The organism is Pseudobdellovibrionaceae bacterium, from assembly GCA_020635075.1.
GTDB lineage: Bacteria > Bdellovibrionota > Bdellovibrionia > Bdellovibrionales > UBA1609 > JADZEO01.
This window is the reverse complement of sequence record JACKAM010000004.1, coordinates 169,716-195,751: the sequence shown is the minus strand read 5'-3', so window position 1 is coordinate 195,751 and position 26,036 is coordinate 169,716. Positions and strand designations below refer to the sequence as shown.

26 protein-coding genes are annotated in these 26,036 nt (G+C 49.6%); 10 read left to right on the top strand and 16 right to left on the bottom strand.

The window, feature by feature from the left end:
• Positions 1-38: 38 nt before the first annotated feature.
• The 6 genes from H6624_18395 to hppD all read right to left on the bottom strand — a co-directional run bounded on the left by H6624_18395 (position 39) and on the right by hppD (position 6,893).
• Entirely contained in the window at positions 39-2,000 is a 1,962-nt protein-coding gene (locus H6624_18395; GenBank protein MCB9086315.1) for a PAS domain-containing protein, read from the bottom strand.
• Positions 2,000-2,482: a hypothetical protein gene (locus H6624_18390; protein ID MCB9086314.1), complete on the bottom strand. Its 483-nt coding sequence runs from the start codon at positions 2,480-2,482 to the stop codon at positions 2,000-2,002. Before H6624_18390 ends, H6624_18395 begins: the two co-directional genes overlap by 1 nt.
• A gap of 17 nt (positions 2,483-2,499) precedes the next feature.
• Positions 2,500-3,360 (bottom strand): hypothetical protein, encoded by an 861-nt coding sequence (locus H6624_18385; protein MCB9086313.1) that lies wholly within the window; start codon positions 3,358-3,360, stop codon positions 2,500-2,502.
• Positions 3,361-3,582: 222 nt separating this feature from the next.
• Positions 3,583-4,731, bottom strand: a complete 1,149-nt coding sequence (gene ribD, locus H6624_18380; protein ID MCB9086312.1) for a bifunctional diaminohydroxyphosphoribosylaminopyrimidine deaminase/5-amino-6-(5-phosphoribosylamino)uracil reductase RibD — start codon at positions 4,729-4,731, stop codon at positions 3,583-3,585.
• Positions 4,732-4,733: 2 nt separating this feature from the next.
• Positions 4,734-5,837, bottom strand: a complete 1,104-nt coding sequence (locus H6624_18375; protein MCB9086311.1) for a homogentisate 1,2-dioxygenase — start codon at positions 5,835-5,837, stop codon at positions 4,734-4,736.
• Positions 5,838-5,846: 9 nt separating this feature from the next.
• Entirely contained in the window at positions 5,847-6,893 is a 1,047-nt protein-coding gene (gene hppD / locus H6624_18370; GenBank protein MCB9086310.1) for a 4-hydroxyphenylpyruvate dioxygenase, read from the bottom strand.
• A gap of 177 nt (positions 6,894-7,070) precedes the next feature.
• Here hppD and H6624_18365 point away from each other — a divergent pair, with 177 nt between their 5' ends.
• On the top strand, positions 7,071-7,649 hold the full coding sequence (locus tag H6624_18365; GenBank protein ID MCB9086309.1) for a GNAT family N-acetyltransferase: 579 nt from the start codon (positions 7,071-7,073) through the stop codon (positions 7,647-7,649).
• On the opposite strand, the gene H6624_18360 is transcribed toward H6624_18365, so the two are convergent.
• On the bottom strand, positions 7,625-8,863 hold the full coding sequence (locus tag H6624_18360; GenBank protein ID MCB9086308.1) for an AAA family ATPase: 1,239 nt from the start codon (positions 8,861-8,863) through the stop codon (positions 7,625-7,627). The two genes, H6624_18365 and H6624_18360, sit on opposite strands and share 25 nt — an antisense overlap.
• A gap of 96 nt (positions 8,864-8,959) precedes the next feature.
• Between H6624_18360 and H6624_18355 the strand changes: the two genes are divergently transcribed.
• Complete coding sequence (locus H6624_18355) at positions 8,960-9,337, top strand: rhodanese-like domain-containing protein (GenBank protein ID MCB9086307.1); 378 nt, start codon at positions 8,960-8,962, stop codon at positions 9,335-9,337.
• The gene (locus H6624_18350; GenBank protein ID MCB9086306.1) at positions 9,337-10,734 is read left to right on the top strand and encodes an HAD-IG family 5'-nucleotidase; all 1,398 of its coding nucleotides are present in this window, start codon (positions 9,337-9,339) and stop codon (positions 10,732-10,734) included. Before H6624_18355 ends, H6624_18350 begins: the two co-directional genes overlap by 1 nt.
• A gap of 82 nt (positions 10,735-10,816) precedes the next feature.
• Here H6624_18350 and H6624_18345 read toward each other — a convergent pair whose 3' ends face one another.
• Positions 10,817-11,362 carry a hypothetical protein gene (locus H6624_18345; protein ID MCB9086305.1) on the bottom strand — a complete coding sequence of 182 codons (546 nt, stop codon included), beginning with the start codon at positions 11,360-11,362 and terminating at the stop codon, positions 10,817-10,819.
• A 317-nt stretch (positions 11,363-11,679) separates the two neighbouring features.
• Here H6624_18345 and H6624_18340 point away from each other — a divergent pair, with 317 nt between their 5' ends.
• Genes H6624_18340 through H6624_18315 form a run of 6 tightly spaced genes read left to right on the top strand, consistent with a single transcriptional unit; the run spans position 11,680 to position 16,470 of the window.
• Positions 11,680-12,492 (top strand): DUF2520 domain-containing protein, encoded by an 813-nt coding sequence (locus H6624_18340; GenBank protein MCB9086304.1) that lies wholly within the window; start codon positions 11,680-11,682, stop codon positions 12,490-12,492.
• A complete protein-coding gene (panB, locus tag H6624_18335) occupies positions 12,479-13,267 on the top strand; it encodes a 3-methyl-2-oxobutanoate hydroxymethyltransferase (protein ID MCB9086303.1) in 789 nt (262 codons plus the stop codon). The genes H6624_18340 and panB overlap by 14 nt, the downstream gene beginning before the upstream one ends.
• Positions 13,267-14,031, top strand: coding sequence for a pantoate--beta-alanine ligase (locus H6624_18330; GenBank protein ID MCB9086302.1), 765 nt, complete (start codon positions 13,267-13,269; stop codon positions 14,029-14,031). The genes panB and H6624_18330 overlap by 1 nt, the downstream gene beginning before the upstream one ends.
• Positions 14,015-15,316: a bifunctional phosphopantothenoylcysteine decarboxylase/phosphopantothenate--cysteine ligase CoaBC gene (coaBC, locus tag H6624_18325; protein MCB9086301.1), complete on the top strand. Its 1,302-nt coding sequence runs from the start codon at positions 14,015-14,017 to the stop codon at positions 15,314-15,316. Before H6624_18330 ends, coaBC begins: the two co-directional genes overlap by 17 nt.
• Positions 15,313-16,083, top strand: coding sequence for a type III pantothenate kinase (locus tag H6624_18320; GenBank protein MCB9086300.1), 771 nt, complete (start codon positions 15,313-15,315; stop codon positions 16,081-16,083). Before coaBC ends, H6624_18320 begins: the two co-directional genes overlap by 4 nt.
• 21 nt (positions 16,084-16,104) lie before the next feature.
• Positions 16,105-16,470 carry an aspartate 1-decarboxylase gene (locus H6624_18315; GenBank protein MCB9086299.1) on the top strand — a complete coding sequence of 122 codons (366 nt, stop codon included), beginning with the start codon at positions 16,105-16,107 and terminating at the stop codon, positions 16,468-16,470.
• Between the two features lie 166 nt (positions 16,471-16,636).
• On the opposite strand, the gene H6624_18310 is transcribed toward H6624_18315, so the two are convergent.
• Together H6624_18310 and H6624_18305 are read right to left on the bottom strand one after the other, a co-directional pair.
• A complete protein-coding gene (locus H6624_18310) occupies positions 16,637-17,821 on the bottom strand; it encodes a hypothetical protein (GenBank protein MCB9086298.1) in 1,185 nt (394 codons plus the stop codon).
• A 116-nt stretch (positions 17,822-17,937) separates the two neighbouring features.
• Entirely contained in the window at positions 17,938-19,122 is a 1,185-nt protein-coding gene (locus H6624_18305) for a hypothetical protein (protein ID MCB9086297.1), read from the bottom strand.
• 151 nt (positions 19,123-19,273) lie between these two features.
• On the opposite strand from H6624_18305, the gene H6624_18300 reads away from it, so the two are divergent.
• Positions 19,274-20,209: an IS30 family transposase gene (locus H6624_18300; protein MCB9086296.1), complete on the top strand. Its 936-nt coding sequence runs from the start codon at positions 19,274-19,276 to the stop codon at positions 20,207-20,209.
• Positions 20,210-20,262: 53 nt separating this feature from the next.
• On the opposite strand, the gene H6624_18295 is transcribed toward H6624_18300, so the two are convergent.
• The 6 genes from H6624_18295 to H6624_18270 form a co-directional block, all read right to left on the bottom strand.
• Complete coding sequence (locus H6624_18295; GenBank protein ID MCB9086295.1) at positions 20,263-20,757, bottom strand: hypothetical protein; 495 nt, start codon at positions 20,755-20,757, stop codon at positions 20,263-20,265.
• A gap of 478 nt (positions 20,758-21,235) precedes the next feature.
• Positions 21,236-21,889, bottom strand: coding sequence for a hypothetical protein (locus H6624_18290; protein ID MCB9086294.1), 654 nt, complete (start codon positions 21,887-21,889; stop codon positions 21,236-21,238).
• The gene (locus H6624_18285; protein ID MCB9086293.1) at positions 21,886-23,646 is read right to left on the bottom strand and encodes a hypothetical protein; all 1,761 of its coding nucleotides are present in this window, start codon (positions 23,644-23,646) and stop codon (positions 21,886-21,888) included. The genes H6624_18290 and H6624_18285 overlap by 4 nt, the downstream gene beginning before the upstream one ends.
• Positions 23,647-23,841: 195 nt before the next feature.
• On the bottom strand, positions 23,842-24,153 hold the full coding sequence (locus H6624_18280; GenBank protein MCB9086292.1) for a hypothetical protein: 312 nt from the start codon (positions 24,151-24,153) through the stop codon (positions 23,842-23,844).
• A gap of 33 nt (positions 24,154-24,186) precedes the next feature.
• Positions 24,187-24,915, bottom strand: a complete 729-nt coding sequence (locus tag H6624_18275; GenBank protein MCB9086291.1) for a hypothetical protein — start codon at positions 24,913-24,915, stop codon at positions 24,187-24,189.
• Complete coding sequence (locus H6624_18270; GenBank protein MCB9086290.1) at positions 24,915-26,015, bottom strand: hypothetical protein; 1,101 nt, start codon at positions 26,013-26,015, stop codon at positions 24,915-24,917. Before H6624_18270 ends, H6624_18275 begins: the two co-directional genes overlap by 1 nt.
• Positions 26,016-26,036: the final 21 nt, after the last annotated feature.

The window sequence follows — 26,036 nt, the reverse complement described above, 5'->3', positions numbered from 1 at the left end:
CATAATAACAGCCACCCTCTCAGATCGTCCACAGAATCTCAGGCCGATTTGGCCAGGTCCAGCTCACCATCCACTTCTGGAATTAGTATTGTGATCTTTGTGCCCTCGCCCAGTGAGCTTTCGACGTGTACCTCACCGCCAAGATTCAAGACTTCCGTCTTGATCGCGTCCATTCCCACTCCCCGTCCGGAAAACTCACCGACCACATCACGACTGCTTAACCCGGGGTGAAAGATATACTGCAAAACATCTTCATCACTCATCTCGGATATCTTGTCCTCGGCCACGAATTTCTTCAACTTCTCGCGAATAATATCTGCGGGTATCCCACCACCATCGTCCGCTATGATCATTTCTATCCACTTACCCCCGTGAATGACCTTCCAGTTCGTACTTACACGGATTGTGCCGGCCTCTGGTTTACTGCACATCAAGCGCACATCTGATTCTTCAATCCCGTGATCAACGGCATTTCTGAAGGCATGTACAAGAGAGGCAAAAAAGCTCTGATAGCACTGAGACTGGAGACGGATATTTTCACCGTCAAATTCAATCGCCTCCACATGCTTTCCCTGTTTTTCTGCTACCAGGTGAATGACGTTATTGTAGTGCTCAAGGATTTGATGAATGGGTTTTTTCAAGTACCTATCGTGGAGGGGTGCAAGCTCAGACGGGGGCACTCCCCGCTCACGAAGCCGAGCAAGGAGATCGCGCAATTCCTGCTCCTCAACCTCAACCTTGGTTTTTCCATCTACAGACAGAGCTTTTAGGACTTCACCATGAAGACCCATGAACTCATCAAGTGCTCCCGACAAGCCGTCCACACTATTAACAAACTTGGCAAACAGGGCCGGGGCATCCGCATCTGACTCCAACATTCTTAATGGCTCAAGATCACCCTGGCAACTTCGGGCCGCATTTCTCAGCTCCACCGCAGAAAATGCCCCGGCCTCTCCCTCCATGGTATGAAGACGGCGAAAGGCCTCATCGGCGTCAAAGTTCTCCGGACTTGAGCGCTCCAACTGTCTTTTAAGAGCGCTGATGGCTATTCGAGTGGCCTTCAAAAACTGGGCAAACTGATCTCTGCCTTTGAATATTTTCAAAGTCATCTGAGCATGTTCTTTTTCAATTTCCAAGGCCTGTGATGTTTCGTATTCACTAGTTTTATCAGTCGCTACTAGTACCAGTTGATCAATCCCAGATCCGTTTTTCTTAATGGGATAGTAATCAAGAGTGATGCGCCGACCAGAGCTATGGTTAAACAGGCGCGGAGCCAGGTCAATCAAGGTATCAAAGGGCAGAGTTTCTGAAAACACAGCCTTGCGCCACATCTCAAATTGTTCCTTGCCTGGCCCCTCAAGCTTAAGAACACCTTCAATCGACTTGCCGCCAGGTTCTGTCTCCAGAATATCAATACAGGCCCGGGTAAATACATCTGAACAGGTTCCGCTTTCATCGAAGACCAAAAAGCCCTGGCCAAGGCTATTCATAATGGCATTGAGCATCTGGTTGGCCGCCTTAACCTCGGCCGTTCTCTCTTCGACCATGGCTTCCAAGTTTTTGGAGTAAGCTTCCAGCTCTTTTTTGGCTTCCTGAAGCTGAGAAATAAATTCCTCTTTTTGCTCCAGCTCCCCTCGGTACTTGCTGGCCAGCATTTCTTCCAATGTAACATCGCGAATGATGATGGCCCAAAGAGGTTGATCCTTGGGGCTCGGATAGGGCTGGACGGAAATTTGAACCCGGCCCGATTTGCCGGCTTTCAGGGTCACCTGAGTCTCTATGTAGGGAGTGGCCTCACCTATTCCGTCAGTATGGTGAGGGAAATTGTAAACCGAGGCATCCTCAACATCCAATACATTGTCAAATTTTGCGCCTTTGGTGAGCCGGCGAATGGAGGACTCACAGAAAGTCGCTGCAGACTCATTACAGTAAACGATTTTGCGGTGCTCATCGACAATGAATACCGCATCTAGGAGAGCATCGAAGAACTTGTAATCCATCAACCCTTCTGGAGGAACTTGAAATACTTGGCTTCGATGACATCCATTTCCATCTCTTCGCCAGACTCGTCACACTTGACGTCACCCGGAGGTAATACTTCACCACCGTCTTTAAATTCCACGCCTTTTCTAAAGAGAATCATCTTTTCGTTACCAGACTCTTCGCAATAGTAGGGCACATAAAAACTTTCAACAGTACCATTGTCCGGCAGAAAGCCCGCGACCATATTGATTTGGTCAACGATCACCTTTGGACAATTTCGGTAGGTAATGGCACTTCCCGATGGCGCCGTCCGAATCCATTTGATCCACTCGCGGATGCCACAAGAATTAATCGAAGCCACCTTGTCCAAATCGAGGACAATGGACGAAGCACTGCCAAAATCGACACCCGAAAAATTGGCGTCTTCGTCTATTTGGCCGGCGAAGGTCATCACCAATGCCCCACCATCTTCTTTTTTGTTGACGTTAAATTCACCCATACGTTCCTCCTAATGCGTTACTCGCCTATCTCAAAAAAATGAAGATTTTTAGGCTCCTCAGACCTTTTTCGGTTACTCATTCCCAAGGGAACCTTGCAACACACAACGGTTCGTTTACCAATATCAACTCCCGCGTAATACGAAACACCAGCGTTGTAGATCATGTAGGAGCCAATACCGGCACCGCCTCGCCCCTCCATGTTCATATTCTCAGCCACTCCCTTATCTAAGGTACCTTTAATCCTTTGCAATAGCCTATCGACCTTCAAGGTACCCCAATCGTCCCGACAACCAATCACAAGCTGCTTCTCAAATACTCCGGCAAACAACGTTGCCTGACGACCCCGGCCGCTCTTTACTTCATCAGATTCCAGACTGACATCCTCGCGAACTCCCTGGGAGTCCAAAAACGGAGCGTTATAAACGGCATTCATGACCAACTCGTCTGCGACACTTTTGATCTCGTCAACAAAGGATCCAGACTTGGAAATCGTCTGCGACCACTCGACAAAATCGGCCAATACCTGATCCTTTTCTCCCGACCCGGAAAAGCTCCTGGAAAACACACAGATCTCGTCTTCAACTTCCTGACTGCAGAAGCCCGGCCGCAACAAGGCTGTCACCGGAAAGTTCAAATAATCTTGAGGAGAGACGAGGATTTGAGCCGCTGCCTTTACCTCTTGGTTAAAAAAGACACCGTTAACCTGGCAGATGTGCTGCAGACCACCAATCGCATGCTCAAGAATTGATGAGTCGTCCGTTTGGTCAGTCAAACCAAGGACTGCTGATCCCTCCTGTGGAGAGGTCGATGGCGAGGCTAGGTCGACCACTTTTACCCGATCTCGCCATTGTTTTGGAATCAAATCATCAACACTCATCAGTCGCACTTCCGTTGGCCGCACACACCACCTGGGCAAGGCAGGCCTCGTCCCCGGGATTGGAGTTTTCTAAAACCAGTTAACATATCCTCTATAAGCCATATCTTATCGGCTACTTATTGAAATTTCTCGGCAAAATTTCGCGAATAATATGGAGACACTAGGTCTAAATGATACAAATTGATTCACTGCCCGACAACTCGTCTCAGATATGGACAAGCCCTAGGCCATGCCTTCGTCTGCAATCTGCAGAAGCCCTTCAATCAGGAAATCCTCTCCGAAGGTCGTAACGCGATGAGAACTCATCTTGGGACAGGTGTCGAGACCCTGACTGGCAAAGCCATTCAACCAGCCCTTACCATTAATCCCGCCAAGTAGTTTGGGAGCCATGAACAAATACAAGCGATCCACGATCCCCGAACCCACCAGTTGGGAAAAGGTGTCTGCACCGCCCTCGACAAAAACAGAATTGATTCCGGCCTTAAAAAGCGAATGCGCCAGAGCCAGAGAGTCAAAATGACCTGTAGGACCAAGTGGCAACGAAAGTTGGTTCCAATCGGTGTCAGCGCCACCCTCATACCCTGGACTAACGATTTGAAAAACATCGACTGGGCCACGGCACTTAAACAACTCGTAAGTCCTCATCTGAAAACCCAGTTTATTTTGTGGGTCCAAAATAACGACCTTATTTTTGCGAACATCGTCACCAAGACGGATATTGAGCCTCGGGTCATCAACGATGACTGTGTTGCAACCAACCAAAACCGAATCGTAGTAAGAACGCAAAATGTGGACATGTTGGCGTGACTCTTCCCCTGTAATCCACCGGCTTTTTCCGGACTTCTCAGCAAGGTTACCGTCCAAAGTGGTGGCCACTTTGAGAGCAAAAAAGGGTCGCCCCTTCTCCATGTTGCAGCGAAATACTTCTATGAGTTCGGCTAACTCATCGCCAAGGGAACCCGACCAAACCTGAGTTTTGATTCCCGCCCTGGAAAGCCTTTCAGCTCCCCGACCAGCAACTTTAGGATTGGGGTCCTGCAAACCATAGACGACTCGGGCTAACGGCAAACTGGCTAGCTTGTCTGCACAGGGGGGAGTTTTTCCGTGGTGAGAACAGGGCTCAAGGGTGACAAAAACCTGCGCTCCTTCCAACCTGTTCGGGTCATCAACCTGATTGAGCGCTTCGATTTCGGCATGAGGGCCGCCACATCTCTGGTGGTGACCCGCTGATATTAACCTGTGATCTTTATCGACAATGACACAGCCAACTGGAGGGTTGGGTGATACCCGCCCCAAACCCTTTTTGCCCTCGTCAAGAGCCAGGGACATGGCCTGTTGATCGTCTAAAATATCACCAGGCCGATACTCCACACTTACCCCTGCCAGGACTTCCAGTATTCGCTGAGCTCAACACTATCTAAAGAAGGATCCCTTTGCAGAGGCCAGCGGGAATCAACCATGACCGCGTACTCGTTGGTTTCAGTCTTGTTATCGATGGTCTTAATCGCTTTCGGATGAGGACCGTGGGCAAAGCCCGCAGGATGAAAGCTCATCATCCCCGGATGAAGGTTATCACGACTGAAAAAATCACCGTCGTGATAAAAGAGGACCTCATCATAATCGATGTTCTGGTGGTAAAAGGGCACCTTAAGAGCGTCCTTGTCCGTCTCCAATGGACGGGGAACAAAAGTGCACACCACAAAGTCGCGGGCCACAAAGGTGATATGGGCACTTGGCGGCAGGTGAGCCTTGTGGCTCATCAAAGGCATGAGGTGATCCACGTGCAGAGTAAAGGGGTACAAATCCCCCTTCCACCCGACCACATCAAAGACATTGGTGTTGTATTTATAAGTCGTCATTTCATCGAGGTGTTTGACAGCAATGATACGTGGATCCAAATTAAGAGCCGCCAACTTTTTCTCCTGCCCTTCAAGGTCCGGCTTCACCAGAGCATTGGCATCGTAAAGAGCATTCCGACCTACCGGCCCACGATCCGGCTCCTCATAGTGGCTCGATCGATTCTCAACCACGAAAAACTGACAGGCGTCCAATGGGTGAAAGGCATGAGTGATACACTTGGGGACGACCACGTAGTGGCCTGCCTCGAACTCCAACATGCCGTAGTCGGAGAACAAGATTCCTTTGCCCTTATGGCAAAAGTAGAGCAAATCCCCGTCGGCGTTACGTCGAGCGACAAACTCTTTTTCGTCCCCCGGCTTCATCCACATGTTGTAAATGCCCATGTGTTGATTAAAGAGCATTCTCTGCATTCCAGCCCGATGAGGCAGTTCGACCAGGTCATACATGCGTGGCTTTAATGGGCCGTCGATCTCAACCCAGTTGGTGCTGGGGTTCTTGCGAATCAAGTGAGAGACCGGACCAAAAAAACCCTTAGTCCCCTGCTCTTCTTCAAAGTGCCCCTCGGGAATTCCCTTGTGGGCCTGTCTGGTCGCCTTACCCTGACTGTAATGGTACATGAACTCCCCCTACTTCAAATATCCACGACGGCGCTGATCTCTTTCAATTGCATCAAACAAAGCCTGAAAGTTGCCTTCGCCAAATCCCTGATGGTTCTTGCGCTGAATGATCTCAAAAAAGATTGGACCAATGATGTTCTCGGTAAACATCTGCAGCAAATAGCCCTCAGAGTCACCATCAACTAACACCTTAAGGTCTTGAAGCACGCCCAGGTCCTCAGTCACATTCGGCAATCGATCCGGTACCGCCTCATAGTAAGTATCTGGCACATCCAAAAAGCGAATGTCGTTTTGACGATGGCTCTTGATGGTTGAAATAATGTCATTCGTTAGAAAGGCCAAATGCTGAATTCCAGAGCCATGGTACTCGTCCAAGTACTCCTGGATCTGAGACTTCCCATCTGTTGGCTCATTAATCGGAATGGTGATCTTGCCGCAAGGTGAACGCATCACCTTTGAGATCAACCCAGTGGATTCACCTTTGATGTCAAAAAATCGAATATCGCGAAAGCCAAATACCTGTTCATAAAAATCGCACCACTTCTGCATTTCACCAGACGGGACGTTGTTGGTCATGTGGTCGACATACATAAGGCCGGAGCCCGAGGGAACTTTGTCGTCAGTCGTGTACTCAAAGTCACCGTCATAGATATTGTCGCCACCGTACTTATCCACAAAATACACAGCTGAATTCCCAATTCCATAAATCCCCGGAAAACTGTGGCCCGAGGCATCTCCGCCCTCAAGGGGCTTCGCACCACGGGAGGCCGCCACATCTTGGGCCTCTTTACCATTTATATCCACGCGCCAGCCAGTTGCCGAAATACAGGGTCCGTGTTCCTTGGCAAAAGCCACAGAAAAACTGTTCGGGTCCTCGTTCAAGATCAGGTTCGATTCGTTTTGCCGATAAAGAGAAACTTTTTTGCGCCTGTGTTGGCCGATCTTCTTGAAGCCAAAAGCCTCGAAAAGGTTGGCCATAGCCATTGGATCTGGAGAGGCAAATTCCACAAACTCCATTCCATTTAAAGCAATCGGATTGTTTTCCGTAGCACTCATAAGTCCTCCTTTTTCACTGACCTGCTAGTCTACAAACCACGTTTTGGTCTAATAGACAAGTCCCATCTAGGCCGACACATCCATATAACCACATGAAAACTCTTACATTTCTCCATATCACCCAGATAACGGGGGAGGCCATTTTGAGCAGAGACTCCGATCAGTTACAATAGAGTTATGGAGCTGGTGCTACAACCTTTGAATTTGAGCCATCAGGAGGCCTTCCTGGAGTTCACCGATGAAAACATCGGTGCGCGCTACTATTCGCCGGAAGATTTCCACAAGCTCTATGATCTCTCCTGCCATCACGGTCACTCTTTTTGCTATGTCCTCGTCAATCGAGTCGATGGTCAGATTTATGGCGTGAGGGTCACCTATCCACCATCAAGGTGGCTCCAACTGGAGACGGCCCCTCTGTTTACCGACCGATGGAACGTCCCTCCTGAATCCGTGGCCTACTTTAAAAGTCTGTTTATTAGCTCTCAGCTCCAAGGAAAGGGATGGGGACCTAAGCTGTCTCAGGCCTCTCTCCAAGACCTGAGAGCCATGGGCTGCCAGGCGGTCGTTGCCCATAGTTGGAAGGAATCTCCAAATAACTCAAGTATGCGGTATTTGGAAAAGCTCGGCTTCAAGGCCATTGGCGAACACCCACTGTTTTGGAGTGAAGTGGATTACGATTGCACCCGCTGCGGAAAGCCACCCTGTCAGTGTACGGCTATTGAAATGATTCTTTATCTGGAGCCCATCTCCTCATAGAACTGAGTCACCACTGGATCAGCACGAACAGACTTTTCCTGCCAACTGGTCAACCATAAATTATCGGGATTGGTGATTCGGCTCAAGGCCACGTAGGCCTGACCGGGCTCCCACAAATCACCCAGATCCACGGCCAACCGATCCAGAGTCATTCCCTGTGATTTGTGAATCGTCGCCGCCCAGGCCAAAATGACTGGATAGTTGGTCACTGCCGCCCGCACCTTTCCTTCTGCATCCAACAAACTAAAGGTGGTCTTTTCGATCTCAATTCTTGGACCCGACAGTAAATCAATAATCAAGGTCTCATCTCCCACAGCCCGTAATGTTCCCGTGCTGCCATTGACCCAACGCCCGCGCGGATCATTCTGCCGAAGCATCACCAAGGCGCCCTCTTTGAGCTTTAGCTCCTCCGGAAGTGGTGAGTACTTCTTCATGGCAGTTACATAGCGCGATTCTCCGCTGTAGACAGAGGGAAAGTGATGAAGCTTCCCTTTCAATTTTCCCAACCGCATCTCATTGTGCTTTTCAGCCTGGATGCGCCGAGGATACAATCGGGTTCCTTCAAAATCCTCGGGCACCGGTTGGCTGCGCTCACGCAAAAAATCGCGCACCAAGGGAGTCACCTCACCCTTGCGGACTGAATTGAGAACCTGCAAGAACTCCGGATTCCCCGTGCGCAAATTCTGCTTTAGAAGTGCAGGGCTAAACTCTGACTCCCTCCACGTCCGACTGCGAAAGGCCCAGTCCGGGGTTCCCTGGCGAAACCGCTCGACGGGAGGCAGTTGGGCAAAATCTCCGACCACCACGACTTTGAGGCCACCCCAGGGAATTTGTTCCTCTCGGGCCAGGCGGCACACCATTTCTGCGGCCTTCAGAGTCTCTCCTGAAATCATGGATATCTCATCAATGATGAGACCTTTGGCTTTCTTGATTCGCCGGACCACCCGCCGATCTCCCAAAGCCTTGGCCACGGCGCGATCCAACCCGCCCTCCAAAATCCCCAACCCCAAAAAACTGTGCAGGGTCCTTCCTCCCACCAACACGGCTGCGGCACCTGTACTGGCGAGAACCGGAAACTCCTTCGGGTCGTGATCCCGGGTGAACTTTCGCACCAAATAACTTTTGCCGCTACCGGCCTCACCGGTGAGAAAAACAGGATTTTCTCCCTGCAGCAAATCCCAGGCTTGCTGTTGGGATTCAGTCAAACTTTCCACGCATTCTGCTCCTGAGTTGATTGACGTCGACTTTGTCAATGGAAGGTAATAGACTCGAAGGTCAGCAGTTCCGACCATACCAGAAAGGACACCTCTATGCCGAAGGGATTTGTTGATTTTCAGTCCAAAACCTTAAATCCAGAGCACCGCGACGTCCACGACGTGGCTCCAGAAGAGGTTTTGCAACAAAAAGATGGGGTGATGCTCATTGACGTCCGGCGGCCAGATGAGTTTGAGGGGGAGCTTGGTCACATCCCGGGAGCGGAACTTTTGACCTTGGATTACCTGCCCAATCAGATCGGCCAATTGCCAAAAGATGAAACCATTGTTCTTATTTGCAGAAGTGGCAACCGCTCGGGCCACGCCGCGGCCTTTTTGATCGAAAATGGGTTTACCTCTGTGTTCAACATGAAGGGAGGCATGATTCTCTGGAATGAGCTCGGCCTCGTCACCGAAGGGAGAAGTGAAGACTAATGAAGGCACACACTGGTCGAGTTTATGTCAATCGCACTTTAAATCTGAAACGCATCAACTACATTGGCTTCGATATGGATCACACCCTGATCCGCTACAACAGCCGCGCTTTTGAAGAACTGACACATAAAATTCTTCTTGAAAAGCTCATTGCTGACAAGGGCTATCCGGATCTGATTCGTCACCTCAAATTTGATTTTGACCGCAGCATTCGCGGCTTGGTGATCGACATCCACCGGGGCAATATTCTAAAGCTAAGTCGCCATGCCGCCATTCGCGTAAGCTATCACGGTCTGACCCCGATCACTTATTCCCAACAGAGGAAACTCTATAAGAGTGCCTATGTGGACTTGGGTGATCCGGGCTTTGACATCGTCAATACGACTTTTTCCATCGCCTTCTGTGGCTTGTTTGCCCAGCTAGTGGACCTCAAAGATCAGTCGGAACATCAGACTCTGCCGGACTATGGCATGATTGCTGACGACCTCAACTCCTGCCTGGACAAAGCCCATCGCGACGGCAGCCTAAAGGATGTTGTCGCGCAAAACCTGGATGACTATATCCTCAAAGATGAGAGTGTGGTGCGCTGTCTGGAACGCTACAAGGCCCATGGCAAAAAGGTCTTCATTGTTACCAACTCGGATTTTCACTACACCAAATTGCTACTCGACTATTCTATCAATCCCTTTTTGCAGGGACAGACCTGGGAAGACTTTTTTGAAATCGTCATCACCTCGGCCGACAAGCCTCGGTTCTTTTATGACAATCTTAAATTTCTAAAGGTAGACCCTAAAAGTGGCATGATGACGAACCTCGAGCGCAAGATTGGCCCGGGCGTGTATCAGGGTGGCTGCGCCTCGATTTTTACCTCAGACCTGAACCTAAGCGCCGATGAAATCCTCTACATTGGTGACCACATCTATGGCGATGTGGTGCGCTTGAAAAAGGACTGTGCCTGGAGAACCGCTCTGGTTGTGGAGGAGCTGGAAGACGAGATCGACAAAATCACTCGTGCCCAACCATTTATTGAACAGATCAATGATTTAATGGCCAGGAAGCTTCCCCTTGAAATCGAGTTAGACCGGTTGATTTCTACCAAGATTGAGACGGGCAAAAACGAGAAGGAAGAGGCCATCAACGGATACCTTGGGCAGATCTCAGAGATCGACAAAAAAATTGCTCCTCTCATCAAATCTCAGCAGGAAATTTTCAACGCCCGCTGGGGAGACGTCATGAGGGTGGGGATCGAAGAGAGCTTTTTTGCCTACCAGATGGAGCGATACGCCTGTATCTACATGGCCAAAGTTCGCGATCTGTTAGAATTAAGCCCGCGCACTTACTTCCGAAGTGCCAAGCGCCTGATGCCTCACGAAGTCACTCCGCAACTGGAAGATTGATTCTACCCGAGGCAAAAAAAATGGGGGCTGCTTTCGCAACCCCCAAAACCCGTGGTTTCCCCGAATTGATGCACGATCCTGGTTACTCAACAGGAAGGATCCAATTCAACCCCTGGAGTGGTCCAGCAGTAAAAGTGGATACCGCTTGGTGGTTCGGGTGTCCGGGAATTCGGCTCATATAATAGGTCTCATAGCTAATTGAAGTCGCTGGCAAGATGATCAGGGTTGGGCACTCGTTTTGAGTGTGATCAACAACCGTCAGAGTTTCCAAACCACCATCGACAGGAAGGTCATTGCGTTGAGCAATGTAAACGATATCGCCACAGGCACTGACTTGCTCTGAAATCAGTGGAAGGTGAACTCTAAGAGGGGCAGGAGCCAGGGCGATACAGGCCATGCCCGGAGGACAGTCGATAGTTTGTTGAACAGTTAAGGTGATCACTTTCTTTTCGAGATTAACCACCACGTCTCCACCAATGACTTTGTTGCCAGCGGCGTGATCTGAGTGAAGGTTAAAGGTTTCAAGCGGAGCATGCAGAGTCCAAGATGGCATTTGCGAGGCATGGGCCTGGACAAAAGCGACGGCGACGGTTGCAGCGATAATTGTTTTTTGAATGAGTCTTTTCATGGTTCCCCCTAAGTTTTTGCGGGTGAGTCCCGCTGACAGGGGCACTTATCCCACAGCCCGATTTCTAACGAAAATTATTAGCTCGAAGACAAGATCATCAGAATTTGTGATCGACGCTGTACGTTAAGTCGGCGAAAGACCTGCAGTCTCCTTCGATCGAAGGATCCTCTTGAGCTTTTCAAACTCGGAGAAGAGCTTGGTGTCTCGCCCAAATTCTGCTATGTTCCCGCCTGTTGGGCACTTACTCATTTGATGGTGACCCACTGTTTGTGAAAGTCGTTTTCCTAACCTGATGCCGATAAGGCGGGACTTGATCCATGGGACGGGTACCTGAAATTCAGAACGGGCAGCATTGCCATTTGCTTGTAGGCTCCGGACGCCTGGCCCGACACCTCAAACACTATTTTCACCTTAAGAACATTCCCACAGTTTCTTGGTCGCGCAATCGTGATCCTGATTTTAATTCCATTTCGCCCGCTGAGATTCCCAACAATAAAGAGAGGCTCCTCACAAGTCTTAAGCAGTGCCAGTATGTGTGGCTCCTGATTCAAGACAAAGAAATCGCAACCTTTGTTGAGACCCATCCGGAGGTGACCACCCGACAGGTGATCCATTGCTCCGGTAGCTTGGTGATTCCCGGCACTTTGTCCTTTCACCCATTGATGACTTTTGCCGGCGAGCTTTATACGGAAGAGTTTTACGAAAGAATTCTCTTTGTTGGCGAAGAGGGTCAACCAAGCTTAGACTGCATCTGCCCAAACCTCTCCAACCCATACGCGGAAATCGAGCCCAGGCTAAAGCCTCTTTATCACGCTCTATGCGTAGCCAGCAGTAACTTCACTGTCGTTCTTTGGCAGCAGGTCCTGCTTGAGTTTTCTCGTCTGGGTATTGATTGGCAGAACCTCATTCCCTATCTGCAGCAGACAACTGAGAATTTAGTCAAAGATCCCCTGTCCGCCCTGACCGGCCCACTTGCCCGGGGCGACAGCCAAACAATTCAAAAGAACCTCTCCGCCCTTCGCGGTAGGCCTCTTGGACCCATCTATGAGGCCTTTGTTCAACTCCACTCACCCAAGATGAGCCCTGCGGTTCGCTCACCTTCCCCAGGAGGTCCCGATGTCCATGCTTGATTTTCAGAAGATGAAAAAGGCCGGCAAAAAAATCTCCATGATTACCTGCTATGATTATTGGTCGGCGCGCATTCTCAATCAGTCTTCCGTGGACTGCATCTTGGTTGGCGACAGCCTGGCAATGGTGATGCACGGACATCCCACCACACTCCCCGCTTCGGTAGATCTGATGGCGGCTCACACCGCCGCTGTTGTCCGCGGAGCGCCAGATAAATTTGTTATTTCGGATCTCCCATTTTTGTCCTATCGCAAGACCTTGTCGGAAAACATGAATGCGGTGGAGACCTTGATGAAAACCGGAGCCCATGCCGTTAAGCTAGAGGGCGCGGCAGGAAACCTGGAGCTCGTGGCCCACATTGTAGAATCAGGTGTACCGGTGATGGGGCATTTAGGCCTCACCCCCCAATCGATTCACCAACTCGGAGGCTTTCGCGTCCAGGGCCGTGATGCAGACTCATCGGAACTGTTGTTCCAACAGGCCAAAGCTCTTCAGGATCATGGCTGCTTTTCACTCGTTCTCGAATGTGTGCCTTCGGCCTTGGCCGAGCGGATTTCGCGAGAACTCATCATCCCGACCATTGGCATTGGTGCTGGCCCCAACACCGACGGCCAGGTGCTTGTGCTTCAGGACATGCTTGGCCTGAATCAGGGATTTAAGCCGAAATTCTTGCGTGAATATTTAAATGGCGCCGAGCTGATTCTGAATGCCGTCAATCAATACGACCAATCTGTTAAAGAGGTCAGCTTTCCCAATATTGAAGAGAGTTACGAGTAATGGAAATATTCTGCCACCTGCCCACATGGAAAAAGCAGCGCCAGGAGGACCGTAAGGCCAACCTCAGCCTGGGATTTGTTCCCACCATGGGAGCCCTTCATCAGGGCCATTTGTCTTTGGTGGAAAAGACCCTTGAGGAAAACGATAAAACCTTGGTGAGTTTGTTTGTCAACCCCACCCAGTTTGACAATCAATCCGATCTTGAGGCCTATCCGAATCTGGTTGAAGAGGACATGGACAAGCTCAAGATGGCTGGGGTTCAATATGTCCTTCTCCCCGACTTCGACATGATCTATCCAGACAAGTACCGCTACCAGGTTTCAGAAAATGAAGAGAGCAAACTCCTCTGCGGTGCTCATCGCCCTGGTCATTTTGATGGCGTTTTAACCGTGGTGATGAAGCTTCTCAACATTGCTCAAGCTGAAAGAGCCTATTTTGGCGAGAAGGACTTTCAACAATTGCGACTGATTCAGGGGATGGCCGAGGCCTTTTTTATGGACACTGAAATCATCGCCTGCCCGCTGGTTCGCGAGGACGATGGGCTGGCCATGAGTTCGCGCAATTTACGCCTGACGGCAAGTGAACGAAAAAAGGCCCCTCAGTTTCAGCAGATCCTCACCATGGCGGACTCGATTGCCTCGGCCAAGGAGATGCTCACAGCGGCGGGTTTTCAAGTGGACTACGTGGAAGAACTTTGGGGCCGCAGACTTGCGGCTGTGAATCTTGGCAAAGTGAGGTTGATCGACAATGTCCCAACAAACTAGCAAAAACATTCTCTTTCAAATCACCGGTTCGATTGCCGCCTATAAGGCCTGCGGGGTGATTTCCCAGTTGGTGCAACAAGGTCATCAGGTCCAGGTGGTCACCAGCTCTGGCGCCAGACAGTTCATTGGCGACGCCACTCTGGAAGGCCTCACCGGGCGCCCGGTGGCCACGGATATTTTTGCCACCGGCGAAATGATGGGCCACATTGATTGGGCCCGATGGGCCGATGTCTTTGTCCTCTGCCCCGCCACCGCCAATACTTTGAATCGTTTAGCCAACGGCTTGAGTGACGATCTCATCGGCTCGGTGTTTCTGGCGCAGAATTTTTCCAAGCCCTATTTGATCTTTCCGGCGATGAATTCCTCCATGCTTGTCCATCCAGCCACTCGGTCCTCACTGGAAACACTGGAACACTGGGGAGCCCAAGTATTTCCCACCGACACGGGGATTTTGGCCTGTGGCGATGTGGGTGCGGGCAAACTCTTAGACCCAGAGGTGATCCTCGGGGAAATCCTCAAGGCCACCCAAGGCGAGACAAGGGAAATAGTGATGGAAGCCGGCTTTGTTCCCCAGCGTATTCTGATCACCGCCGGCGGCACCCGGGAGCCCATTGATGGCGTGCGCTTTCTCACCAACTTCAGCACCGGCCGTACTGGCGTGTATTTAGCTGAGAGACTGGCCGAGAGGGGACATCAGGTGACTCTGCTTAAGAGTGGGCTGTCTCCACTGACTCACTCAAGTGCCGGACTGACCTCCAGGACCTTTGACTCCTTTGCGGACTTGAAATCGCAAATGGCCGATCTTTTGAAATCCAAATCTTTTGATGTGATTCTTCAGGCGGCGGCAGTGTCCGATTTTTCTGTCGATCATGTGGAGAATCCTGACGGTACTGTTGTCAAAACTTCTGGCAAGATCCCGTCCGGACATGACGTCAACATTAAGCTCGTACCTAATCCAAAGCTAATCTCCATGGTGCGCGATTGGTCCACAAACAAAGAGATTAAGGTTGTGGGCTTTAAACTGACCAATACCAAATCTGAGGACGCTCGCCAGGCGGCGGTTCGGCGCCTGCTGAGCCAGAGCGGCCCCGACTACGTGGTGGCAAACGACTTGGGTGAGATCAGCGACCATCAGCATCCCTTTCAGGTGTACAACCCGTCTTCTTTGGTGGGATCTGGAAAAACCAAGTCTGAGATGGCCAGCTTTTTGATTCGATTAATTGAAGAAGGTTCCAGTTTTGTTTCCCCATCACGGCGGGAGCCTGGACCGGAGGTGACTTTATGATCTTGTGTTTAGATGTGGGCAATAGCCAAATTCATGGCGGTGTTTTTGAAGACGACAAATTGTTGATTCAATTTCGCCGCAACTCCAGGGGCGGAGGCTCATCCGATGAGTACGGGTTGTTTTTGCGCTCGGTGCTCAGAGAAAACGGAGTGGACCCCGATGCCATTGATCGCATCTCTCTCTGTACCGTGGTGCCCGAGACCCTGCACTCGCTCAAGAACTGCTGCCTCAAATACTTCCACAAGAATCCCTTTATTTTGCAGGCAGGAGTCAAGACCGGGCTTAAGATCAACTACCGCAATCCAGTAGAGGTCGGTGCTGACCGCATTGCCAACGCCATTGCCGCCTCTGATCTTTATCCGGGACAAGATTTGCTGATCATCGATTTTGGTACGGCGACAACTTTTTGTGCGATATCAGCCACCCGCCAATATTTGGGTGGCGTCATCCTTGCCGGTTTAAGAATTTCCATGGAATCCCTGGAGAGTCGCACCTCCAAGCTGCCTTCGGTTGAAATTCTCAGACCCAAGGAGTGCCTGGGCCGCTCAACAGTCGAGAGCATCCAGTCCGGCCTTTACTTTGGTGCGATCGGCATGATTAAAGAGATCACCTCCCGGCTGACCAAGGAGGCCTTTGAGGGCCGCCGTCCCAAGGTCATCGCCACGGGGGGATTTTCCAGCCTGCTGGACAACGAAAAGCTATTTGACGTGGAGATACCGGATTTGGTGCTTCGCGGATTGAATCTTTCACTGAAAATGAATACCTGAACATCTGAGGGAGACATCGCTATGAGACTTACAATGCTTAAATCAAAAATTCACCGGGCAACGGTCACCGACGCGGACCTCAGCTATGAAGGCTCAATTTCCATCGACCCCAAGCTTTGCGAAATGGCTCGCCTTCATCAGTTTGAGAAAGTCGAAATCTACAACTGCAACAACGGCGCCCGCTTTTCCACCTATGTCATCTATGGTGGCGAAGGTGAAATCTGCCTGAACGGGGCGGCCGCCCGCCACGTCCACCGCGGCGACCTGGTCATCATCGCTTGCTACGCGGAGTTCGAGGAGTCCGAAGCCCCTCACCACAAACCCCGCCTGGTCTTTGTCGACGAAAAGAACCAAGCCAAAAAGCTCAGCTCCGATTACGAGCGATAAGAGTTCTCGGTCAACCTAACCCGTTACCCGTTCACGGTGCCGTGCCAGTCGACCGTTTCGGTCACTGTCAACGGACACACATACTGAAACGTAGACAAGGACTTCTTACCGAACATCCTCGGCTAGCGAGCCAATAGAGCTTCCTCAAAAAAAACCTTTTGGGAAATCACATGTTGCAATCTTCATTTTCAAAATTAACCTCAATCGTTCTTTCTCCATCCTCCCGTAGATGAGGAACCCAAACATCCTGAGCAATCACTTCTTCAATTGGGTGGGTCGATTTTTCCGTGCGGCAGGTGGGCCTCAAAAATAGACTACCAAAATGCCAGATCTTTCCCTTGTGAGTTGTCGAATATTTGGGGTAGAAAAAGTAGTTCGACTCTGAAGGCCGCACCGTGTATCCAGGACGAGGCTCCCTGTGGCAAATGACTTCATTGCTACTGTACTGTTTTTCCTTCTGGAATTTGCCACGCCAACTTTTTGACTTGTGCCTCTCCATTCTTATGGCCTTCTCACCAGAGATTTTAAACTCCACCTTCTTTCCCCCCGGCGACTCATAGGCCGCAAAGGGACAAGAAACTGGACCAAACTCCCTGCCCCAGTAGGACTGCCCCTTAAATTCGATTCGATCGTACATGGACTTCATCCATCCCACCAAATAACCTGCTCCACCCCTTACTTTAAACTGAACGCGAAGAAAATTTCCTTTTTCACTCATTCCAATGACATTAAAGGCACCAGGCCTTTTCATGGGGCCAGGGCCCGCAGGAGCTAGGGCACCAACAGCTGACCACCAGCCAAGAGACGTATAAATACCAATCACCCGAGACTCTAGCTTCGGCTCTTCATAAATGAGCTGATAGCGGACTATTTTTTCAGTACCTCCTGTCCGACTCGACGGCCCGGGGAATCTCCAGAAAAAGTTTAAATTCTCAAATGACCCATGAAGGGATTCCTCAGTCAGTGATTCACTAAGCAAGGACTTCCCTTTGGTTGGAGGCAGGATTTCAACTGGCTTTCCCCATTTCAGCTTCAATGGACCCTGACCATCATTAAACCTAAGCTTCAAATCAAATCTTCGCCCGTCTGGCTCCTGCTGGGGGTCTGGATGGTACCAGTAGTGAAACTCCCCATTGAGAAATCCTTCATCGCCAAAATCCGCGGAAAAACCCGCCCAGGCAGTCGACTCCCAACGCCCAACTGGAGAGCTGTTTTTTGAGAATCCTCTGGTTACCGCCCGGTCTCCTATGGTGAAAATTACCGGCCCAAAGTCCAGCCATTGATCCGAACAAAAGTGGTATGACTTAAGCCGATCAATGCGCACGCCGTGCCTTTGACCACATAGCTTCACTTCTGCCTCTTCCTTCGAATCTGTCAAACCCACAGGGTGAGGGCCCATCTCTTGAATAGTGTCTGCACCGGCAGAAAAATTTAAGATCAAACAAACGGCAAGGCCAACGGCCTTAGCTATTGAACCAACCATAGGTGATAATGTCCGTAATGATTTGTCCATCCCGATTTAAACCTCACATTTGATAAGTCACAATTGAATACTGAATTGTAAGCCTTTTCCAGAGTAAGCTCAAACGGACTAGCCCTTTCGAGAAACCTAAGGTCATCGTCCCAGCACATTCCAACCTCGCTACTTGGTTCGCCCTCTGCCGCATAGGAGTTCCTGATGGGAATATTGTTGGGCAGAACACCAAAAAGAAGGGCGTTCATAACCCAAGGTTTACTCTTCATGGCTGAGGGTAGATAAGCTTGATTGGTATTATCTGCTCCTGAGCTGACGTGAATCTTTAAACTCGGATCAGAAAACAATCGAAAGCGATCCGCCTCCATTCGGAATTTCCGGACCCACCTAGAGATTCGATCAACTGCTTGAAGGACTTCTCCACAATCAGGCGTAGCAACGACCTCTCCCGAAGCATCGTCGATACAAGAACCGTCATCCCCTTCGACCGTCTTGAAATCAATTGCCAAAAGCGGTCCATCAGCGGGCTTAAATACTTCGCCAGGCTTGTTTCCGGAACAAGGACTTGGATGATGATTTCCCGTGCATCTTGTATAATACCCCGGATCTGTAGATCCAAAAGCGCGAACATCAACTTCCATCCCCGTTCGGTGCTGGCCATGAACTCCAAAAGGCTTGTTTTCATCATCACAACACAGTGAAAATTCCCCACCGAAGGGTAAACTCGCATCGTTAAACTGAAAATGCGGGAACAGATTTGTCGTTTTATCCAGGATTTCATAAAGACTCTTCTTCACGTACATGCTGATATTTTGACTGTACATCGGCGCCTGAGTTTTCTTGCCATTGTAAAAAGGAACAAACCTCTTTTTGAACGCTGTGCCCGTAATTGGCAGATTATTACCCGAAATATGCCGAATGGAGCCAACTGGGACAAACTCAAGCATGACGTATTCGGCCTGAACATTTTCAATCAACGAGATATTCAGGTTCTGAATGAGGCCGGGATTGAAAAAGACCTGCTGAGCTAGGGGCTCCGCTTTATCCGGCAGGACATCTACGGGAGAATAAAGATCAACATTGGACAGCCATCTTCTCTCTATCGTCCGCCCCAGATCGTCTTGGGCATGAACCCAAGTATCAACTGACTCCCAAATGAAGGGAACCTTGCTTTTCACTCCCAACTAAGTAGAGTGACCGTCACTTTTTGGTATTGCGGTACAATACCAAAAAGTGACGGGCTGAGTGTCCAAAGCCAGTGCGACTCGGTGATTAAGAAAAAAGCCACCCTGTGGTAGCCCCTTAATCGCCAAAAAAAGGAGTCGCATAATGCATAATTACCGCAGGGTGACCTACGAAGATAGGTGCCATATCTCTGCATTTTTACAAGCAAATTTTCCGGTACGTGAAATCTCAATAGCTCTCGGTTTCCATACATCAACCATTTACAGGGAAATACGACGAAACAAGTATCGCTCTAGCTATGACCCGGAGAGAGCCACTGTGCTGGCGGCTAAGCGCTTCCGGCGGTGTCGCCGGAGGAAGGTGATGACCAGAGAATTGGCTGAGAAGATCCTGGTATACGCCGAATTTGGCTGGAGTCCAGAACAGATCGCGGGACGTCTTAAACAAGAGAAGAGCCCGGCCGTAAGTCGTCAGACGATATACAGGAGTTTTGGCGAAAAGACCCTTAGGCAACGGATCATTAGGAAAAACCGGCGTCGCAGCGGCGGACGTGCCACTCAAAGGAAATCTCGCAGGACAAACAGAGTCATCATTCATGAGCGCCCCAGTATAGTTGAACAAAGAAGACGCATCGGAGACTGGGAGCGAGATGGAATGTATGGAGCCAACCGCAAACAGCTGCTTGTTCTCACAGATAGAAAAACCCGTTACACAAAACTCAGAAAAATAGAGATCCGCACAAGCAAGGAAGTATCTAGACTAACCCTAGATACCTTGGGCGGCTTAGGTAAGAGAGTCTTTACCATGACCAATGACAATGGTACTGAGTTTAACGACTCCGCGTCATTGCCCTTCCGGACCTATCACTGCGAACCCTATAAGCCGCAACAACGAGGGACTGTGGAGAACACTATTGGATTGCTAAGAGAGTACATCAAACGAAACACGGATCTAGACAAGCTTACAGCCAATGATCTACAGATAATAGAGAACAAGATCAACTTCAGGCCTCGAAAGTGCCTAGGATTTAGGACACCCTTCGAGGTATTTTTTAACAGAAAAGTCGCACTGGCACTGTGAACCTAGCCGGTCACCTTACTAAGCTGCCTCGGGTTTCAAAAGTGTGTCCATACCTACTGTAGTGGCCGCGGCATCGGAGCAGAAAGGTCTACCTTCCCTTTTGTATTAAACCAAACAAATGAGTTTTTAGGATACTCTTTCCCATCCAAGACCAGATCCTGCTTCAACTCTACATACCAGAGCTTCTGGTCTTCAGAACCCACCGCTGGAGCAAAAGCGAGCACACTGCCTTCTGGCCATGTATATCCGCCATAGGAGAAATCATCGGTGATCTTGACTGATTCGAGCTGAACCTTGCCAAAGTTTGAGAACTCAAATCTCTTACCGGGAACCCCCTTTATTTTGAGTGAACTCTGGAAGCTAGCTCTGCCAATATCACCACCTAACACTGCTGTTTCAAACTTAGTTCCCTTTGGCCAATCGACTCCAAATAGTTTCGTATCACGGGCAAGCGTGAATTCAATAGTTGAGGAAAGTGGATCAAGAGTTAGGTTCGTGACATCCCCGGGCATGAAGTGAGGCAAGCACCTCGAGATATTTTCAACCATGACTGGACGACAATGACGACACTCCTCCTTATACTCCCCAATCGGTCGTTTTAGATCTTCTCCATCACAAGTTCCTAGGACTGTCCTGCCAAAAGCCGACCCACTTAAGACCATACTGGTTGTGATCAATAGAAATCTCAATGAAAATAGTGAACTCCTCATTCTGAACTCCAAAGATGAAAATGATGAGTGTGGGGCTCGCTGTTATCCCATGTTATTTTCGGAGGGTGGCAACTGTAGTCGATGCCGCCATCAGGCGCATCTTCTGGTTGACGCCATCCAGGCGTCCAGGCAGACCCCGATTGGAATTCCATCTCGAGTAATTAAATCATCGTTCGGCCAGGTACCTTCGACAATACTCTTGTATTGCCATTGGGCGTGCTCAAAACAGGGTGCGCTCAATGATCCCAAATCAGATCCGCCACTAGAAACAGTCACATCGAATATTGAACGAGACCATCCAAATTTCCTCGACCGACTATTGCAGCGGCTTTGGTTTTGGAGCCGACAGATCTACCTTTCCCTTTGCATTAAACCAGACATAGTCTCCCTTTCTATACTTTTTCCCATCTAGCACCAAGTCCTGCAGCAGGTTGACATACCACAACTTAGGCGGGTCAACCGATTCCGGAGAAAAGCTCAACCCGAAACCCTTAGGCCATAAATACCCCGATATTTTACAATCTTCAGTTATTTCCGCATACTCTAAATGCACATCTTGGAAGGAAAAGAAGGTGGCTTGGCTTACAGGTATCCCTTTTAGCTTGAATTGACTTTTGAAGGTAGCGATTCCAATGTCTGCACCTAAGACAGACGTTTTGAACTGAGTCCCTTTCGGCCATTCGACTCCAAATAGTTTCGTATCGCGGACAAGTGTGAATCCGATAGACGAGGAAAGCGGATCTTGTGTCAAACTTGTGACGTCACCGGGCATGAAGTGAGGCAAGCACCTAGGGATTTCATCAACCATGACTGGACGACAGTGACGACACTCCTCCTTAAAATCCTCGATCCGCCCCTTTAGGGCCTCCCCATCACAAATACCAAGTACCGTCTTTCCCAGACTTGATGTACTCAAAAACCAACACAAAATTCCTAAAATTGACCGCACCGCCAAACCATGATTTTTCACTCAACACTCCTAAGATGAAAGTGATGGGTATGTACATCCTTGATCCCCCAAGAAAAAGCTGGAGGATGGCAGCTATAATTGACTCCTCCATCAGGCTCCACTTCTGGTAGTTCTCCCATCAAACCATCTAAACAAATCCCAATTGGAGCTCCAGAACTCTCAATTAGATCACCATTTGGCCACTTCCCCTCGACTATACTCATATACTGCCAATGAGCGTTTTCGAAGCCTGGTGATGCCAATTTACCTTTGCCAAATCCGCCACGAGATATGATTACGTTACGAATCGAGTGAGACCACCCAAGTTGGTTCCACGCGGTCAAACCGTTTCGTTGATTAACAACCCAGTTCGAAAACCGAGTAACCTCAGAAGCTGGGTATCCTGGGCAACTTTCGGGCTTGGGGTCTAAGCCAGCTTCATTGCAGGCACCCACCCAAGTAAGATAGGCATCAATATCCGACCTCCTCAAATTTGCATGACTGATATCATAGCTGTTCCGGGCTGCAAGGCTACCTCCAAAATACCGCATATCCAAATGAAGCCCATCCCTATGCTCCGCATGATCCGGACTAAAACTTCCACCAAACGGCTTGCTTCCATCATTGCACAGCGGTGCCCAGGGGTCACCAGCAAACTCTCTCTGCGCCTCCCTGACCAAGGAATAGAGAGCGTAGGAGCCATACATCGAAATCGTCCCACTGTACTTTGGTACCCCCAGTTTTTTGAAATCATAAAGCCGTTTGAACTGATGTTGAAATAGAGATGATGTGATCCTTTGCCCGTTGAGCCGCGTGGCCGAAAGCTCAAAGATCATATCTATCGTACTGGAATCCCCCAAGATGGAGTCAAAGCCCTCAGCGACGTTCTGAAAAAGACCACTCATTGCAATACTAAACCGGACTCGGGACTGTTCACTTTCAATCAAAAGATGATCCATCGAAGGAGTTTGTCCCTGCGGGGTTACCTGGACGGTTCGCAAAAGGCGTTTCCCGGTCGAGGTCGCAACGTAGATGTTCAAGGAATCGATTGTTAGGTTATGATCAAGAGTATTCTCATAGGATAAGTTATAGGCCACTCGATAGGAGTTGGGGTCGGTGTGGTCCACGTAGTTTGCATGAGTGCCGGTTTCAGTATCGACAGACGATGGAAACCCATGTTTGATACTGTCTATAGAGTTCGTGTAGACTGTCGAGTTGACATGGTTACTTGCCGTCAAGCCAGTAATCTCCAAACCAACTTCGATCAATCCACAGGCGAGGGTGTTTCTCCCGATACCAAATTCAGTTGGGACCTGATTGGCTGTCTCTAACGTGATATCGGTCCCACCGCTATTCTCCGGAGAGGAGATAGTTACCGGTGGAAGAACAAAATGGGTATAGTCACCCCCCAAACAGTTTGCCTTTTTTATCATCGCCAGCGGCTTGGATATTCTCAATAGCTCGTCATGGAAAAAGGCCCCAAGAACCTTCAGTCCTACGTCTAATGGCTGGCTGCCTTCGGCCGCCAAGTGAGACCATCTAATAATGCCCGCCGTAGGAAATTCGTGGTCAATCTGATGTTGGTTCGGGCCAACCCCGCAGTTTTGAGTTTGGCCATCGGCACAAAGAGCTGCTAAATAAGAACGATGAGAATAGCTATCCGGCCATACAACACAAAAGACCTGTACTGAGGAGCCCGCGGAAATTCGTAATGGCGTTTCGGTCAGGCGCTTACCATGAATTCTCCCGGTAATAGAGTCTGAACAGTTTGGTTTCAAGCATCCGCAATTGGGGGTATCAAATCTAGTTTGCTCTTGGTTTTCCTGATTAGGCTCAACCTGCAAATTTGGGGCAATTCTTGCAGCCGGCGCAGACAGAGGCTCTCTAAAATCGATGACTTGGCTTGAATGAGGGTAGAGTGACCGTCACTTTTTGGTATTGCAGTACAATACTAAATAGTGACGGTCACCTTACTACCTCGCAAGCCTCAGCATCGCATTCAAATTCCTTTGCGCCTTCGCCTTCTTTTCTGCCAAAGTCCCAGGCCCTGTATCCGTCGCCGCCATCGCGTCAGCACAGGTTCCTGAATTATCCAAACACTCTTGTTTTGCCGTCGCCGACAGGCCATTTAAGGCCGTCAGAAACTCCTTGGTATAATCCCAGTCCTGAATCCGCCGAGCTGCATGGTTAAAGTCATAGAAATTTTTAAAGTTGCCGTAACCGTTACAGGTCGTCACATCACTACCCTCAAATGCACCGCAGTCCTGGTCGGAGAAATATCGCATATCAATATGATTTCCGCGTTTGAGAGGCACTGTCTATTTGATCTTCCCAATACGTTTCAGGGTTTTGATGACCTCCCGATCCCAAACACGAACCTCGCACTCTGCCATCCTATCCTCCGGACTCTCAGGTCTGAAGTCATCTGATAGAGCAACGATTCTCTCACCTTTCTTGAAAGCCGTTCCCCTGTAGTTCATATCATTTCCGGGAGTAATACAGGAAATGTCAAACCACCTCTGATCCACCTTAGTTTTGTGAGGCATAAACGCAACCTTCGACCCACCCGGTATCTTCACCCCATTGATCTCTGAATCCTCACAAAGCTTGATCTCAAAGATCTCCAGCGTCTGCGCATGCTGACCCAGGTGATCGCAGATCTTGATGCCATTGATCTCCACTGGTTCGGGTGGGCTAAGTCGATAAAGAAAATACTCTCCTGAAAGACGGGTCCCGGCTGGGTATTGCCGGCCACCGACCTTCACGCTTTCGACTGCAATAATTCGTAGCTGAATCTCCTTTTGTACATCGGGTTTCCATTGTACAGCCGTGTTGGCAAAAAACTGACTCTCTTCAGAATCCTTGAAAATTGGCAACTTCAACGCCTGAGCGAACACCCCCGGCTCTACGGCGATCCGCTTGTACATATCCTTTGGAATCTCAAAAGTAGATTTGGTGTCGTTTGCACTGCCCTCGCTGGGTAAGACGATGGCTATCACAGCCCAAATCAAATAAGATATAAACACTGCTCTACGCTGCTCCATCATCAAAACCCCAAATGTATGTGGTGCAAATGACCAGGCGCACGCTTCAAGTTTTTATTGCTTCCACTTACATTTAGATCGCAGTTCGCAGCTGATTCGCAGTCCCCAATCAAAGATAGGCCAGCTCCCGAAGGCTCAAGTACTGCCATGTTTGACACCTCACCGTCCAATAGCAGGCGCTCTTGCCATTCGCCAACACCAGGAGTAAACGTAACGAACAGGCCATCAAACTTAGTCGTTATATCCGTCCACTTCCGCCTATTATACTTCGTCCAACTCGCAAGCCTCAGCATCGCATTCAAATTCCTTTGCGCCTTCGCCTTCTTTTCTGCCAAAGTCCCAGGCCCTGTATCCGTCGCAGCCATCGCATCGGCACAGGTTCCTGAATTATCCAAACACTCTTGTTTTGCCGTCGCCGACAGGCCATTTAAGGCCGTCAGAAACTCCTTGGTATAATCCCAGTCCTGAATCCGCCGAGCTGCGTGATTGATGTCATAGTAATTTTTAAAGTTGCCGTAACCGTTACAGGTCGTCACATCACTACCCTCAAATGCACTGCAATCCTGATCTGAGAAGTACCGCATATCAATCTGGTTTCCATTGTTATGTGTGAAATGGCCTTCTTCCGGGGCCGTTAGCTTGGCGATAAACTGCCCCCCAAATGGCAAAGACCCATCATTGCAAAGTGTCTCCACCCCGAGATTGTTGGTCAAATAATACGCCACTTGGGCCATTTTCGAACTCACATAACTACTCATACTGATACTGTATTCCCCGCTGCAGCCATTGGCCACGTAATTGTTCGCCGTGTTGGTGCTCCGGCGCAGATTAAATGACGTTCGATAGGACCGAGTGATCGGTAGATCTGAAAACACCGTTTCTCCCCCAGGTGTCTGACCCATAAAATAGTAAAGGACACTTAACTTATCGATCTTATCGGCATTTGCAGGCGTCCAATTAAACTGATTCGATATGGGTATCATCACACTGTTCATCGACGTCGAATTCACAGAGCTGTCTGTTGTCAAGGCCGTCGTCGACCTCGCCTTACCCTGGGGCTCGGGGTATACCCCCGATTGAAGTGGTAGATCAAAATGAAGCATGGAGCTTGTCTCATTTCCGAC